This is a genomic window from Isoptericola sp. NPDC019482, from assembly GCF_040632295.1.
Taxonomy (GTDB): Bacteria; Actinomycetota; Actinomycetes; order Actinomycetales; family Cellulomonadaceae; genus Isoptericola.
On sequence record NZ_JBEYBQ010000005.1, the window covers coordinates 87,403 to 101,893 of the forward strand.

A 14,491-nucleotide genomic window follows, 5' to 3' on the forward strand; every position below is an offset into this window, starting at 1 on the left:
CCGATTCGGAGACTGCCGCCCGCGTCCTGTAGCGTCGCGGGCGGCCACCCGACTCTGAGAGGGGGCGGGGCGTGCCGACGACGCACGCTCCGCCCCCGCCCCTGTCCGGGCGACGACGGCCGGACGACGACCCGTAGCCCGGGGAACCCCCCGGAGCGAACGAGGAGAAAAACACGCATGCTCTGGTATCTCGGACGCAGGCTCCTGCAGGTGATCCCTGTGTTCCTAGGGGCGACCCTCCTGCTCTATGCGCTCGTGTTCCTGCGGCCCGGTGACCCCGTGGCCGGCCTGGGCGGGGAGCGCGGCCTCCCCGAGGCCGTGCAGGAGCAGATCCGTCAGCAGTACAACCTGGACCAGCCGTTCATCGTCCAGTACCTGCTCTTCCTCAAGGGCGTCTTCACGCTCGACTTCGGCGTCGACTTCCGCGGCCGCGACATCATGGACGTGATCGCGCAGGCGCTGCCCGTCACGTTCCAGCTCGCGATCATGGCGCTGGTCATCGAGGCCGTCTTCGGCATCCTCTTCGGCCTCCTGGCCGGGATGCGCAAGGGCGGCTGGTTCGACGGCACCGTCCTGGTGATCAGCCTGCTGGTCATCTCCGTGCCGACCTTCGTCATCGGCTTCGTGCTGCAGTTCGTCATGGGCGTCAAGCTCGGCTGGTTCCCCGTGACGGTCGGCCGGGACCCGAACTTCTACACGCTCCTGCTACCGGCCATCGTGCTCGCGGCGACGTCCTTCGCGTACGTGCTGCGCCTGACCCGCACGTCGGTGGCCGAGAACCTCAGCGCGGACTACGTGCGCACCGCGCGGGCCAAGGGCCTGCGCCGCTCGCAGGTGACGGGCCGCCACGTGCTGCGCAACTCGCTCATCCCCGTCGTGACGTTCCTCGGTGCCGACCTCGGCAACCTCATGGGCGGCGCGATCGTGACGGAGGGCATCTTCAACATCAACGGCGTCGGGGGAACGCTCTACCAGTCGATCATCCGCGGCGAGAACGTCACCGTCGTCTCGCTCACGACCGTGCTGGTCATCGTCTACATCCTGGCGAACCTGCTCGTCGACCTCCTCTACGCCGCCCTCGACCCGAGGATCCGTTATGCCTGAGAACCGATTCGAGACCGTGCCCGGCGGGCGGCGACCGCGCCCCGGGCAGGAGCACTTCGCCGCCGAGGTCGACGAGGGCGGCCTCGGCGCCGTCGACGCGGTCAAGGACGGCGGGGCACCGTCCAGCCTGTGGCGGGACGCGTGGCGCGAGATGCGCCGTCGGCCCATGTTCTGGGTCTCCGCCGCGATCATCGTCCTCGTCATCGCGGTGGCCGCCTTCCCGGGCTGGTTCACGGACGTCCACCCGCGCTTCGAGTGCGACCTGTCGAAGTCCCTCGGCCCCGCCGAGCCCGGACACCCGTTCGGCTTCGACCGGCAGGGCTGCGACATCTACGCCCGCACCATCTACGGCGCCCGCGCGTCCGTCCTCGTGGGCGTGATGTCCACGGCGATGGTCGTCATCCTCGGCACCGTCATGGGCGCCGTCGCCGGCTACTACGGCGGCTGGTTCGACGTCATCCTGTCGCGCATCACCGACATCTTCTTCGCGATCCCGCTGGTGCTGGCCGCCATCGTCATCATGTCGATCACCACCAACCGGACCAGCTTCACGGTGGCCCTGGTGCTCGCGTCGTTCGGCTGGACGTCGATCGCCCGCATCACGCGCGGCACCGTCATGTCGGTGAAGAACAACGAGTTCGTCACGGCGGCCCGCTCGCTCGGCATGGGGCGTGGCCGGATCCTGGTGAACCACGTGCTGCCGAACTCGGCGGCGCCGATCATCGTGTACGCCACGGTCGCGCTGGGCACGTTCATCGTGGCCGAGGCGACGCTGAGCTTCCTCGGCATCGGCCTGCCGCCCAGCACCGTGTCGTGGGGCGGGGACATCTCGCAGGCGCAGGCGTCGATCCGCCAGGCCCCGCAGATCCTCTTCTACCCGGCCGCGGGCCTGGCCATCACGGTGCTCGGCTTCATCATGATGGGCGACGTCGTGCGCGACGCCCTCGACCCGAAGGCACGGAAGCGATGACGACACAGTTCCCAGTGACGAACGGCAACCAGCCCGTCGGTGAGGGCGCCGGCCGCAGCTACGAGGCGGGGACGGACAAGCCCCTGCTCGAGATCCGCGACCTCGAGGTGTCGTTCACCACCTCCGAGGGCGTCGTGCACGCGGTCCGCGGCGCGGACATCACCGTGTACCCGGGCCAGTCGGTCGCGATCGTCGGCGAGTCCGGCTCGGGCAAGTCGACCACCGCGCACGCGGTCATCGACCTGCTGCCCGGCACCGGCAAGGTGACCGGCGGCAGCATCATGTTCGACGGCCGCGAGATCGTGGGCCTGCCCCGCACGGAGATCGAGTCGATGCGCGGCCGGGACATCGGCCTCGTCCCGCAGGACCCGATGTCCAACCTCAACCCGGTGTGGCGCATCGGCACCCAGATCGAGGAGGCCCTCAAGGCCAACGGCTTCGAGGGGGGCAAGAAGGAGCGCAAGGAGCGCGTCGCCGGCCTGCTCCGGGAGGCCGGCCTGCCGGACGCCGAGCGGCGGGCGCGTCAGTTCCCGCACGAGTTCTCGGGCGGCATGCGCCAGCGCTCGCTCATCGCGATCGGGCTGGCCTCGCGGCCCAAGCTCCTCATCGCGGACGAGCCGACGTCGGCCCTCGACGTCACGGTGCAGCGGCAGATCCTCGACCACCTCGAGGTGCTGACGCAGGAGCTCGGCACCGCCGTCCTGTTCATCACCCACGACCTGGGCCTGGCCGCGGAGCGCGCCGAGCACCTCGTGGTGATGTTCAAGGGCCGCGTCGTCGAGTCGGGCCCGGCCCGGCAGATCCTCGCGAACCCGCAGCACCCGTACACCCGTCGCCTGGTCGCCTCGGCGCCGTCGCTCGCGTCCCGCCGCATCCAGGTGGCGCACGAGCAGGGCGAGGAGTCGGACGAGCTGCTGGCGCCCGACCTCGAGGCGACGGTCCCGATGCGCGGGCCCGGCAAGGAGGCGCAGCCCGACCTCGTCGTGGCGAAGAACCTCACCAAGGTCTTCACCATCCGCGGCGGCCGGCCGGGCGCGTCGACGGACTTCAAGGCCGTCGACGACGTGAGCTTCACCCTCAAGCGCGGGCACACGCTGGCGCTGGTGGGGGAGTCGGGCTCCGGCAAGTCCACGGCGGCGAACATGGTGCTGGGGCTGCTCGACCCGACGTCGGGCGTCGTCGAGTTCGACGGCGCGGACATCGGGAAGCTGTCGCCGAAGGAGGCCTTCGCGTTCCGGCGTCGGATCCAGCCGGTGTTCCAGAACCCGTACGGCTCCCTCGACCCGACGTTCTCCATCTTCCGCTCGATCGAGGAGCCCCTGGCCCTCCACCGGGTGGGCGGCAAGAAGGAGCGCGAGAAGCGGGTGCGCGAGCTGCTCGACATGGTGGCGCTGCCCCAGTCGGCGATGCGTCGCTTCCCGAACGAGCTCTCCGGCGGCCAGCGCCAGCGCATCGCCATCGCGCGTGCGCTCGCCCTGCGCCCCGAGGTCATCGTGCTCGACGAGGCGGTGTCCGCCCTCGACGTGCTCGTCCAGGCGCAGATCCTCGAGCTGCTCGGTAACCTGCAGGAGGAGCTCGGGCTGTCGTACCTGTTCATCACCCACGACCTCGCGGTCGTGCGGCAGATCGCCGACTCGGTGGTCGTGATGCAGAACGGCCGCGTCGTCGAGCAGGCCAGCACCGACGAGGTGTTCGACAACCCGCGCCAGCAGTACACGCGGGACCTGCTCGCCGCCATCCCGGGCGCCGGGCTGGAGGGTGCGGCGATCGCGGGCTGACGCCCGAGGAGTCCCCGAGGGGCCGGCGCGCGACCAGGTCGCGCGCCGGCCCCTCGTCGTTCTTCGCACCGTTCCTTCCGTTTGCCGATGGTCGGGCACGGCGTCAGGGTGATGGGCATGGCACGGGCATCGACGCTGGCCCGCGGCGTCTTCTATCCGGCAGCAGGCATCATCCTGCTGTTCGTGCTGGTCGCGGTGCTCTTCACCGACGCCACGGACGCCGTGATGTCCACCCTCCAGCGCGAGGTGATCGGTGCCTTCGGCTGGTACTACGTGCTCCTGGTGGCGGCGTTCGTCATCTTCGCGGTCTGGATGGGCCTGAGCCGGTTCGGCGACATCGTGCTGGGCCCCGACGACGAGGCACCGGACTTCAAGCTCCCCGTGTGGTTCTCGATGCTCTTCGCCACCGGCATGGGGATCGGGCTCGTCTACTACGGGGTGTCCGAGCCGCTGTCGCACTTCGTCACCCCGAAGCCCGGCGTCACCGGCGACGACGCCAACCTCGCCCAGGCGGCGATCTCCCAGACGTACGTGCACTGGGGCTTCCACGCCTGGGCGATCTACGTGGTCGCCGGTCTCGCGCTGGCGTACGCGATCCACCGCAAGGGCCGGCCCGTGTCGATCCGCTGGGCGCTCGAGCCGGTGCTCGGCGACCGGGTGAAGGGCTGGCTGGGCAACGTCATCGACGTGGTGGCCATCATCGGCACGGTCTTCGGCGTCGCGACGTCCCTCGGTCTGGGCGTGCTGCAGGTGGCGCACGGGCTCGGCTATCTCGACGTCGTGGAGCCGAGCACCGCGCTCGAGCTCGGGCTGATCGCGGCGATCACCGCGCTCGCGGCGTTCTCGGTGGCCTCGGGCCTGTCCAAGGGCATCAAGTGGTTGTCCAACGGGAACATGGTGCTCGCGGGAATCGTGCTGGCCGTCGTGCTGGTGCTGGGTCCCACCCTGTTCATCCTGCGCAGCTGGGTGCAGTCGTTCGGGTACTACTTCGCGAACGTGATCCAGATGACGTTCGACACGCTGGCGTTCCGCGGCGACGAGGGCCTGGCGTGGGAATCGAGCTGGACGATCTTCTACTGGGGCTGGTGGATCTCCTGGGCGCCCTTCGTGGGCGTCTTCATCGCGCGGATCTCCCGGGGGCGCACGGTGCGGGAGTTCGTGCTCGGCACGCTGGCGGTGCCGATGGCCGTCGCCACGATCTGGTTCAGCGTGTTCGGGGGAGCGGGCCTGCACCAGGAGATGACGGAGCCCGGGAGCATGCTGGACCCGGCGACGGGCGGCGTGAACACCGACACGGCGATGTTCCAGCTCTTCGCGACCCTGCCCGGCAGCGGCACGTGGCTCGCCGTCGCGGGCATCGTGCTGGTGGTCATCTTCTTCGTCACGTCCTCCGACTCGGGCTCGTTCGTCGTCGACATGCTCGCCAACGGAGGCGACCCGAACCCGCCGCTGTGGAGCCGCCTGTTCTGGGCGATCCTCGAGGGGCTCGTCGCGGCCGCGCTGCTCCTGGCGGGCGGGCTCACGGCGCTGCAGACCGCCGCCATCCTCATCGCCCTGCCGTTCTCGCTGGTGCTCATCGGCATGGCGGTGTCGATCGTCAAGGAGCTCAGCGTCGAGCACCGACAGATCGTGCGCGCCGAGCGGCGGGCGGCGCGGGCGGAGCTCACGGAGCACGTCACCCAGAAGGTGGCGAGCACCCTCGCCGGGCGCTGGGAGAACGTGCTGCCGCCTGCGCCCGGGGCGCTGCGGCTGCGCGTGCCGCGCCGCCGGGACGCCAAGGGGCCGCAGGGAACTGCGCCCGGAACTGCGCCCGGAACCCCGCCCGAGACGCCGTCCGAGCCGCGTGGGGACGAGCAGCCTGGACCGGGCGGGTAAGATAGCGGCGGCCCGATTGACGGGTCGCCTCCCCACCCCAGGAAATGAGACCCGTAGATGTCTGTGCGCTCCGACCTGCGCAACGTGGCGATCGTCGCCCACGTCGACCACGGCAAGACGACCCTCGTGGACGCCATGCTGCGCCAGGCAGGCGCCTTCTCCGCCCACCAGCACGTGGACGACCGCGTCATGGACTCCGGTGACCTGGAGCGCGAGAAGGGCATCACCATCCTCGCGAAGAACACCGCGGTCCGGTACGCCGGCCCGGCGGCGGCGGAGGCGGGCGAGCCCGGCGGCATCACCATCAACGTCATCGACACCCCCGGCCACGCCGACTTCGGCGGCGAGGTCGAGCGCGGCCTGTCGATGGTCGACGGCGTCGTGCTGCTGGTCGACGCGTCGGAGGGCCCGCTGCCGCAGACCCGCTTCGTGCTGCGCAAGGCGCTCGCCGCGAAGCTGCCCGTGATCGTCGTCGTGAACAAGGTCGACCGGCCGGACGCGCGCATCACCGAGGTCGTGGGCGAGACCACCGACCTGCTGCTCGGCCTGGCGAGCGACCTGTCCGACGAGGTCCCCGACCTCGACCTGGACGCCATCCTCGACGTGCCCGTCGTCTACGCGTCGGCCAAGGCCGGCCGCGCGTCGATCGACCAGCCCGCCGACGGCGCGCTGCCGGCGAACGAGGACCTCGAGCCGCTGTTCGGCACGATCCTCGAGAAGATCCCCGCGCCGACCTTCGAGGCGGACATGCCGCTGCAGGCGCACGTCACCAACCTCGACGCGTCGCCGTTCCTCGGCCGCCTCGCGCTGCTGCGCATCTTCAACGGCACCCTGCGCAAGGGGCAGACGGTCGCGTGGGCCCGCCACGACGGCACCCTGTCGAGCGTGCGGATCACCGAGCTGCTCGAGACGAAGGCGCTCGACCGCGTGCCGACCGAGTCCGCCGGGCCGGGCGAGATCGTGGCCGTCGCCGGCATCGCCGACATCATGATCGGCGAGACCCTCACGGACGTCGACGACCCGCGCCCGCTGCCGCTCATCACGGTGGACGACCCGGCGATCTCGATGACCATCGGCATCAACACCTCGCCGCTGGCGGGCAAGGGCGGCAAGGGCCACAAGGTCACCGCGCGCCAGGTCAAGGACCGCCTCGACTCCGAGCTGATCGGCAACGTGTCGCTCAAGGTGCTCCCCACCGAGCGCCCGGACGCGTGGGAGGTGCAGGGCCGCGGCGAGCTGGCCCTGGCGATCCTCGTCGAGCAGATGCGCCGCGAGGGCTTCGAGCTCACCGTCGGCAAGCCGCAGGTCGTCACCAAGCAGATCGACGGCAAGCGGCACGAGCCGATGGAGCGCATGACCATCGACGTGCCCGAGGAGTACCTCGGCGCCGTCACCCAGCTCCTGGCGCAGCGCAAGGGCCGCATGGAGACCATGAGCAACCACGGCACCGGCTGGGTGCGCATGGAGTTCATGGTCCCGGCGCGCGGCCTCATCGGCTTCCGCACGCAGTTCCTCACGGAGACGCGCGGCACCGGCATCGCCGCGTCGATCTCCGAGGGCTTCGAGCCGTGGCACGGTCCCATCGAGTCGCGCAACACCGGCTCGCTCGTGGCCGACCGCGCCGGCAAGGTGACGCCGTTCGCCATGATCAACCTGCAGGAGCGCGGCTCGTTCTTCGTCGACCCCACGCAGGAGGTCTACGAGGGCATGATCGTCGGCGAGAACTCCCGCAACGAGGACATGGACGTCAACATCACCAAGGAGAAGAAGCTGACGAACATGCGGTCCTCGACCGCGGACAACTTCGAGAACCTCATCCCGCCGCGCCACCTCACGCTCGAGGAGTCCCTCGAGTTCGCGCGCGAGGACGAGTGCGTCGAGGTGACGCCGGAGGTCGTGCGGATCCGCAAGGTGGAGCTCGACGCCACGGCGCGCGCCCGGGCGACGGCGCGGGCCAAGCGGGCCTGACCCGCTCCGGTGACCGGCCCCGCGACGCCCGCCGCCGAGCGGCCCGTGCCCGACGGCGGGCTGCTCGCGGTGCACGCCCACCCCGACGACGAGACGCTCGCCACCGGCGCGCTGCTCGCGTCGTGGGCCGTCGCCGGACGGCCGGTCGCCGTGGTGACCTGCACGCGCGGCGAGCGCGGGGAGGTCATCGACACGCCGTCCCACCGCACGGGGCTGGCGCGCCTGGAGGGCGACGGGCCGGCGTTCGCAGCGCACCGGGAGACCGAGCTGTCCGCCGCCCTGGCCGCCCTCGGCGGCGCGCCGGGCGTCGTCGAGCACGTCTTCCTCGACGCCGTCGACCTGTCGGACGCTCAGCGTGCTCAGGTGGGCCCAGCGTCTGACAGGCGGTTCGAGGACTCGGGCATGGCGTGGGTCGCGCCGGGGGTGGCCGGGCCGGCGGACGACGCGCCCGCGACGGCGTTCGCGCGCGTCCCGCTCGACGACGCCGCCGCGCGCCTGGCGGCCGTCGTCCGCACCCGCCGCCCGGCCGTCGTCGCGACGTACGAGGAGCAGGGCGGGTACGGCCACCCGGACCACGTGCGCGCCCACGACGTCACCGTGCGGGCGCTCGAGCTCGCCGCGGACCCGGACGCCCCCGTGCCGGGCGAGCCCTGGGCCGAGGCAGCGCTGTGGCGGGCGGTCACGCCGTCCGCCGCGCTGCGAGCGGGACGCAGGTCGCTCGGTGCCGCCTCCGCGGCAGCCGAGCTCGCCACCCGGGCCGGGCTGACCTTCCCCGACCCCGACGAGGACCTCCCGCCCCTGGCCCACCACGACGCGGAGCTCGACGACGCAGGGCCGCACGGCCTCGAGCGGGTCGACGTCGCGCCGGTGCTCGACCGCGTGCTGGCCGCCATGCGCGCGCACGCCACCCAGGTGCAGCACGCGACCCGGGCGCCCGAGGCCGGTGCCGACGACGCCCTGCTCGGCTGGTACGCGTTGAGCAACGCGGTGCTCGCCCCGGTGCTCGCGCAGGAGCACTACCTCGTGGCTCCCGACACGTCACGGTCGCGCGTCACGGCGCACCCGGCGCCGGTAGGCTCGCCGCGATGACCACGCCCGAGCACGCGACCCCCACCCCGCCCCCCGCCGCTCCCGCGGGTGCGGGCCGGTGGTGGCGGTCCGCCGCGCGCACGGTGCTCGCCGTGGCGCTGGGAGCCGTCGTCGGGGTGCTGGGCACGGTCGCGCACCGCACCCAGTGGCAGGACCTGCCGGTCGGCATCGTCCTGGCCCTCGCGATCACCCTGTCCACCGCCGTGCTGTGCCGGGCGTGGGCCGGGCTGGGCCCGCTGCTCGCCGCCGGTGCCGGCTGGGTGGTCGCCGTGCAGGTGCTCGCCGTCGCCGGTCCGGGCGGGGACGTGCTGGTGCCGGCGCAGCCCGTCGGCCTGGTGTGGACGTACGGCGGTCTCGCCATGTTCCTCGTCGCGGCCTTCCTGCCGCGGTCGTGGTTCTCCGACCGCCGGGGCTGACGGCGCCCGTCTGTGAGCGTCCCGTGCGCGCCGCCCTGCCGGGCGTGACGAACCTGTGGGGACCGACGTCCGATTTGGCACTTTCACCCGGACTTGCTCCGGGACGGCAGGTGCCGCCCGAGTAGGATCCCCCAGGCGGGTCCGCCCCGCGTCACCTGTCCCCCCGGGGCGTCGCCCCCGCACCCCACCCTGACGGAGCATGCATGGGTCACCCGACCGAGCGCGAGCCGGACCCCGCCGGGCCCGCACCCGCCGAGCCTGCGCGCCCCGAGACCGATCCCCAGGCCACCGCCCCAGAGCAGCCGGCTCCGCAGCAGCCCGCGGCCCAGCAGGCGCCCGCGAACGAGCAGCCCGCGGAGGAACCGGACACCCCGTACCAGCCGCAGGTGCGGCTGTACGAGCAGCGCGTGGTCGCCACCGTGCCGGCGCCGCCGTCGGGCCCGCCGACGCAGGCGCTGCCGGCGGTGGCCCCTGCTCCTGGCGTGCCCCCGGTGGCCGAGTCCGCCCCGACGATCTTCACGACCGCGACGGAGCCCGCCGGCCCGCCGCCCGCGGACCCCGGCTCGCCGCTCGACGGCCTGACGGGTGACGGCGCACCCAGCCGCGCGCCCAAGGTCGCGCTGTGGGCCGGCGTCGGGCTCGTCGTCGTCGCGGGCCTCTATGCGGGGGCGCAGTGGGCCGTCGCGGGGACGGTGCCGAAGGGGACCAGCGTCGCCGGCGTCGACATCGGCGGCATGGACTCCGGGGCCGCGGTCGCGGCGCTCGAGGACGACCTGGGGCCGCGGGCCGCGGAGCCGGTCGAGGTCCGGGCGGGGGAGGCCTCGAGCACGATCGACCCGGCCGAGGCCGGGCTGTCGTTCGACGCGCAGGCGACGGTCGACGGGCTCACCGGGTTCTCGCTGAGCCCCGTCCACCTGTGGGAGCACCTGGTCGGCGCCGACGACGTGCCGCCCGTGGTCGACGTCTCCGACCCGACGCTCACGTCGGCGATCTCGGGCCTCGAGGACTCCCTCAAGGTCGAGCCCGTGGACGGCACGGTCGGGTTCAAGGGGGCCGAGGCCGTGTCCACGGACGCGGTCGAGGGGTCGGGCGTGCTCGTCGACGAGGCGGTGGACGCCGTTGCGGACGCCTGGCTCGTCACGTCGGGCCCGGTGGACCTGCCGACCGAGGTGGTGGAGCCCGCGGTCACGCAGGCGGAGACGGACGCCGCCCTGGAGCAGGCGCAGCAGGTGGTGAGCGGCCCCGTCACCGTCGACGTGGGGGAGCAGTCCGCCGAGCTGTCGCCGAAGGCGCTCGCCAAGGCGACGTCGTTCAAGAACACCGACGGTGAGCTGACGCCGCGGTTCGACGGAGAGAAGCTGGTCTCCGACGTGGTGGACGACACCGACGACCTGCTCACCGAGCCGGACGACGCGCACTTCGTGTTCTCCGGCGGCAAGCCCGTCGTCGAGGGCGGGGAGCAGGGCACGACGCTCGACCCGGACGACACCGCGTCCGCCGTCGGCGAGGCGGCCCTGTCGGACGAGCGCACGGTCGAGCTGAAGCTCGTCGAGCGCGAGCCGGAGCGCACCAAGGAGGCCCTCGAGGGCATGGGCGTCAAGGAGGTCGTCTCGTCGTTCTCCACCCCGCTGACGAGCGAGCCGATCCGTACGCGCAACCTCGAGCGGGGCGCCCAGCTGGTCACCGGCACCCTCGTGGCGCCGGGGGAGACGTTCTCGCTGCTCGACACGCTGTCGCCCATCGACGAGTCGAACGGCTTCGTCGCGGCGGGCGTGGTGAGCAACGGCGTGCACACCGACGCCGTGGGCGGCGGCCTGTCCCAGATGGCCACGACCACGTACAACGCCGGTTTCTTCGCCGGGTTCGACGACGCCGGTCACCAGCCGCACAGCTACTGGTTCAGCCGGTACCCGGCGGGGCGCGAGGCGACCATCTACGTGGGCGCGATCGACATGAAGTTCACGAACGACACGCCGTACGGCGCCGTCATGCAGTCGTGGGTGTCGGGCGGCGAGCTGCACGTCCAGATCTGGTCGACCGAGTACTACGAGGTCGACCCGGGCGTCGGCGACAAGCGGAACGTCGTCCCGGCGACGGCCGTGCACAAGTCCGGCGCGAGCTGCGAGCCCTACCCGGGCGGGAACGACGGGTTCACGATCACGAACTACCGCAAGGTCTACCACGACGGCGACCTGGTCAAGGACGAGTCGAAGACCTGGACCTACAAGCCGGACAACCCGGTGGTCTGCGACCAGCCGAAGGCCGATCGTGACGCGGACCGCGAGCCCGCGGACGACGGCGACGGCGGGGACGACGGAAAGGCCAAGGAGGACTGATGCTCGGACGCTCGGAACGCGAGTCCCCGGCGCACGCCGCGCTGGCGGCGCACGACGCGGGCTGGTCGGGGGTCGCCCCCGGGTCGGCGGTGGCCACGGCGGTGCCGGACGAGTCGATCGAGCTGCTGGACCTCGGCACGACGTCGGACACGCTCGCCACGGTGGCGACGATCGACGACCTGGCGGCGGTGGTGCACCTGGGTCACCCGGAGCAGCCGTCGCCCCGGCTCGAGGAGGCGCTGCTCGCCGGCGAGCCGTCGCTCATCCTCACGTCGGCCGTCGCCGTCGCGCCGCAGTGGGTGTGGGTGGCCCCGGCGGGCGCCGCGGGCGGCCAGGTCGTCATCGACGAGGCGGGGATGCGCGACTGCCAGGACCTGCTGCGCGCGATGGGCGTCAGCCCCCGGCTGGTGCCGGCCCGCACGTCGGTCGACGAGCGCGTCGCGCTGGCGGGGCCGGCGGGCTCGCTCGTGGTCGAGTGCACGCGGGTGCCCGCCGGGTGGGTCGAGGTGCCCGGCAGCGAGCGCCTCGCCGGACGGCTGCCGGTCTGGTACGGGCTCCTGGAGTCGCGGGCCGCCTGGCCCCGGTTCGACGCGCCCGCCCAGGTGTGGCTCGCCGTGGGGCCGTCGGACGACCACCGCGGGTCGCTGCAGCACACGCTGGCGGTCCTGTCGGAGGCGGGCGTCGACCTGCAGCACCTGCGCAGCCACCCGTCCCCCCATGGGCCGCACGTGTTCTTCACCTCGTTCCGGTGCGCGTCCGTCGCGGTGCTCGACGGCCTTGTCGCGGAGCTCGACGGGCGCGGCGTCGCGCACCGCACCCTGGCCGTGCTGCCGGGCGACGGCTTCGTGCCGGGCCCCGTGCCGCTGGCGCCGCAGTGGGCCGAGGGCGCCGGGGCCCCGGAGACAGGCGCTGAGTGAGCCGCCGAGGGAGGACCGGCCGATGAGGATCGCGTACCTGGGACCCGAGGGCACGTTCACCCACGAGGCGGTCCGCCGCTGGGTCGGTGCGCGGACGGGCGGCGGTGAGGTCGCGCAGCGGCCGCTGGCCACGGTCCGGGAGGTGCACGACGCCGTCGCGTCGGGCGCCGCGGACCGCGGGGTGGTGGCGATCGAGAGCTCCGTCGAGGGGTACGTGGTGCCGTCGCTCGACGCCCTGCTGGGCAGCCCCGACGTGGTCGCCGTCGACGAGGTGGTGCTGGACATCTCGTTCGACGCCTTCGTGCGCCCCGGGCACGCCGACCCCTCGGGCCTGCGCGAGGCGACGGCGCACCCGCACGGGCTCGCGCAGTGCACGCGCTTCGTCGCCGAGCGGGACCTGCTGCCGGTGCCGGCGTCGTCGAACGCGGCGGCGTGCCGCGACCTCGCCGACCACCAGGTGGCGTTCGGGCCACGGTTGTGCGGCGAGCTCTACGGGCTGGAGACCCTCGCGACCGGGGTGGAGGACTTCGCCGGCGCGCGCACGCGGTTCGTCGTGCTGTGCCGCCGGGACGACGCGACGGCCGCGTGGGCGCCGCTGCGCGCCGGACAGGCGACCGAGGCCTGGCGCACCATGGCCGCGGTGACGCCGGTCGTCACGGGGCCCGGCGTGCTGGCGCGCGTCACCGCGGAGTTCGCCGAGCGCGGCGTGAACATGTCGAGCCTCGTGGAGCGGCCGCTGAAGGTGCGCGAGAGCCAGTACGTGTTCGTCGTGACGCTCGACGGCGCCCCCTGGGAGCCGCAGGTGCGCGACCTGTTCGCCGCGCTGCTCGGGGCGGGGGACTCGCTCAAGGTGCTCGGCGCGTTCCCCGTGGCGCCCGGTGGTCCCGGGCTCGACGGCGTGCTGCCCGACCACGTGCCGACCGGCAGCGTGCTGGGCTCGGACGACGAGGCGGCGGTCGCGCGGGGCCTGCTGTGGTGAGCGGGGCGCAGGGCCCGGGCACCGTCGGCACCGTCGGTGTCGTCGGCCTGGGCCTGGTGGGCGGCTCGCTCGCGCGCCTGCTCGCGGCGCGGGGCGTGGACGTCGTCGCGACCGACACCGACGCCGGCACCCGCGCCGACGCGCGTGCCGTCGGGCTGCGCGTCGCCGACGACCTGGCGGGCGTGTGCGCGGCGGGGCCCGACGTCGTCGTGCTCGCCGTCCCGCTGCGCGTCGTGCGCGCCACGGCCGCCGAGCTGGCGCCGCTTCTGGACCGTGACGCGACGGTGACCGACGTCGGCTCCGTCAAGGGCCCGGTCCGCGCGGCGGCGGCCGCCGCGGGGCTGGGGGACCGGTACGTCGGGGCGCACCCGATGGCCGGCACCGAGCACAGCGGCTTCGCCGCGTCCGACGCGGCGCTGCTCGACGGGGCGCCCTGGGCGGTCACGGTCGCGGAGCCGGGCGCGGCCGCGCCCGGCGAGCCGCGGCGCCTCGCGCAGGTGCTGCGCCTCGTGACCGGACCGCTGGCCGGTACGGCCGCGGTGGTCACGGACGACCGCCATGACGAGGCGGCGGCCCTGGTGAGCCACGTGCCGCACGTGCTGGCGACGCAGCTCCTCAACGCCGCGGCGGGTGCCCCGGTGCGCGACCTCGCGCTGGGCCTCTCGGCGGGCAGCTTCCGCGACGGCACCCGGGTCGCGCTCACGGACCCGGCGCGCACCGAGGCGATGGTCACGGAGAACGCCGCCTGGGTGGCGCCGGTGCTGCGCAAGGCCGTGCGCGACCTCGAGGTCGTGATCGGCGCCCTGGAGACCAACGGCTCGCTCCATCATTTCTTCCACGCCGCGGACGACGTCCGCGAGCTGCGCGCGGGTGGCCGCGCCCGGCCGACGGGGTCCGAGGAGTCGCTGCCGGTCGGCGACTCCTGGACGTCCGGCCTGGTCGACGACCTCGTGGCGCGCTGCACGGCGGGCGCCGTCGTCGTGGGCGTCGACGTCGGCGCGGTCCGGGTGCGCGCCCCGCGCTGAGCGGAGCATCCGGCTCGCAGGCTCGGGCCGCGGC

Annotated in this window: 11 protein-coding genes; all 11 read left to right on the forward strand. The window is 73.4% G+C overall.

Annotated elements, in window-relative coordinates; all coding sequences use genetic code 11:
* The first annotated feature begins 177 nt into the window (after positions 1 to 177).
* The 11 genes from ABZ493_RS05770 (at position 178) to ABZ493_RS05820 (ending at position 14,457) form a co-directional block, all read left to right on the forward strand.
* Positions 178 to 1,104: an ABC transporter permease gene (locus ABZ493_RS05770; protein ID WP_430581225.1), complete on the forward strand. Its 927-nt coding sequence runs from the start codon at positions 178 to 180 to the stop codon at positions 1,102 to 1,104.
* A complete protein-coding gene (locus ABZ493_RS05775; protein WP_430581226.1) occupies positions 1,097 to 2,074 on the forward strand; it encodes an ABC transporter permease in 978 nt (325 codons plus the stop codon). The genes ABZ493_RS05770 and ABZ493_RS05775 overlap by 8 nt, the downstream gene beginning before the upstream one ends.
* Positions 2,071 to 3,852 carry an ABC transporter ATP-binding protein gene (locus ABZ493_RS05780; protein WP_430581227.1) on the forward strand — a complete coding sequence of 594 codons (1,782 nt, stop codon included), beginning with the start codon at positions 2,071 to 2,073 and terminating at the stop codon, positions 3,850 to 3,852. Before ABZ493_RS05775 ends, ABZ493_RS05780 begins: the two co-directional genes overlap by 4 nt.
* Before the next feature lie 117 nt (positions 3,853 to 3,969).
* Positions 3,970 to 5,727, forward strand: coding sequence for a BCCT family transporter (locus ABZ493_RS05785; RefSeq protein ID WP_430581228.1), 1,758 nt, complete (start codon positions 3,970 to 3,972; stop codon positions 5,725 to 5,727).
* A 57-nt stretch (positions 5,728 to 5,784) separates the two neighbouring features.
* A complete protein-coding gene (typA, locus tag ABZ493_RS05790; RefSeq protein ID WP_430581229.1) occupies positions 5,785 to 7,695 on the forward strand; it encodes a translational GTPase TypA in 1,911 nt (636 codons plus the stop codon).
* A 9-nt stretch (positions 7,696 to 7,704) separates the two neighbouring features.
* Positions 7,705 to 8,784, forward strand: a complete 1,080-nt coding sequence (locus ABZ493_RS05795) for a PIG-L family deacetylase (RefSeq protein WP_430581230.1) — start codon at positions 7,705 to 7,707, stop codon at positions 8,782 to 8,784.
* A complete protein-coding gene (locus ABZ493_RS05800) occupies positions 8,781 to 9,200 on the forward strand; it encodes a DUF6113 family protein (protein WP_430581231.1) in 420 nt (139 codons plus the stop codon). The genes ABZ493_RS05795 and ABZ493_RS05800 overlap by 4 nt, the downstream gene beginning before the upstream one ends.
* Positions 9,201 to 9,403: 203 nt before the next feature.
* Positions 9,404 to 11,536 carry a VanW family protein gene (locus ABZ493_RS05805; RefSeq protein WP_430581232.1) on the forward strand — a complete coding sequence of 711 codons (2,133 nt, stop codon included), beginning with the start codon at positions 9,404 to 9,406 and terminating at the stop codon, positions 11,534 to 11,536.
* Positions 11,536 to 12,453: a hypothetical protein gene (locus tag ABZ493_RS05810; RefSeq protein ID WP_430581233.1), complete on the forward strand. Its 918-nt coding sequence runs from the start codon at positions 11,536 to 11,538 to the stop codon at positions 12,451 to 12,453. The genes ABZ493_RS05805 and ABZ493_RS05810 overlap by 1 nt, the downstream gene beginning before the upstream one ends.
* Positions 12,454 to 12,475: 22 nt before the next feature.
* Positions 12,476 to 13,432 carry a prephenate dehydratase domain-containing protein gene (locus ABZ493_RS05815; RefSeq protein WP_430581234.1) on the forward strand — a complete coding sequence of 319 codons (957 nt, stop codon included), beginning with the start codon at positions 12,476 to 12,478 and terminating at the stop codon, positions 13,430 to 13,432.
* Positions 13,429 to 14,457, forward strand: a complete 1,029-nt coding sequence (locus ABZ493_RS05820) for a prephenate dehydrogenase/arogenate dehydrogenase family protein (RefSeq protein WP_430581235.1) — start codon at positions 13,429 to 13,431, stop codon at positions 14,455 to 14,457. Before ABZ493_RS05815 ends, ABZ493_RS05820 begins: the two co-directional genes overlap by 4 nt.
* Positions 14,458 to 14,491: the final 34 nt, after the last annotated feature.

What these genes read in the sequence shown, in the direction of transcription:
- ABZ493_RS05770 (WP_430581225.1), top strand. Translation starts at nt 178, where the DNA reads ATGCTCTGGTATCTCGGACGCAGGCTCCTGCAGGTGATCCCTGTGTTC.
- ABZ493_RS05775 (WP_430581226.1), top strand. Translation starts at nt 1,097, where the DNA reads ATGCCTGAGAACCGATTCGAGACCGTGCCCGGCGGGCGGCGACCGCGC.
- ABZ493_RS05780 (WP_430581227.1), top strand. Translation starts at nt 2,071, where the DNA reads ATGACGACACAGTTCCCAGTGACGAACGGCAACCAGCCCGTCGGTGAG.
- ABZ493_RS05785 (WP_430581228.1), top strand. Translation starts at nt 3,970, where the DNA reads ATGGCACGGGCATCGACGCTGGCCCGCGGCGTCTTCTATCCGGCAGCA.
- typA (WP_430581229.1), top strand. Translation starts at nt 5,785, where the DNA reads ATGTCTGTGCGCTCCGACCTGCGCAACGTGGCGATCGTCGCCCACGTC.
- ABZ493_RS05800 (WP_430581231.1), top strand. Translation starts at nt 8,781, where the DNA reads ATGACCACGCCCGAGCACGCGACCCCCACCCCGCCCCCCGCCGCTCCC.
- ABZ493_RS05805 (WP_430581232.1), top strand. Translation starts at nt 9,404, where the DNA reads ATGGGTCACCCGACCGAGCGCGAGCCGGACCCCGCCGGGCCCGCACCC.
- ABZ493_RS05810 (WP_430581233.1), top strand. Translation starts at nt 11,536, where the DNA reads ATGCTCGGACGCTCGGAACGCGAGTCCCCGGCGCACGCCGCGCTGGCG.
- ABZ493_RS05815 (WP_430581234.1), top strand. Translation starts at nt 12,476, where the DNA reads ATGAGGATCGCGTACCTGGGACCCGAGGGCACGTTCACCCACGAGGCG.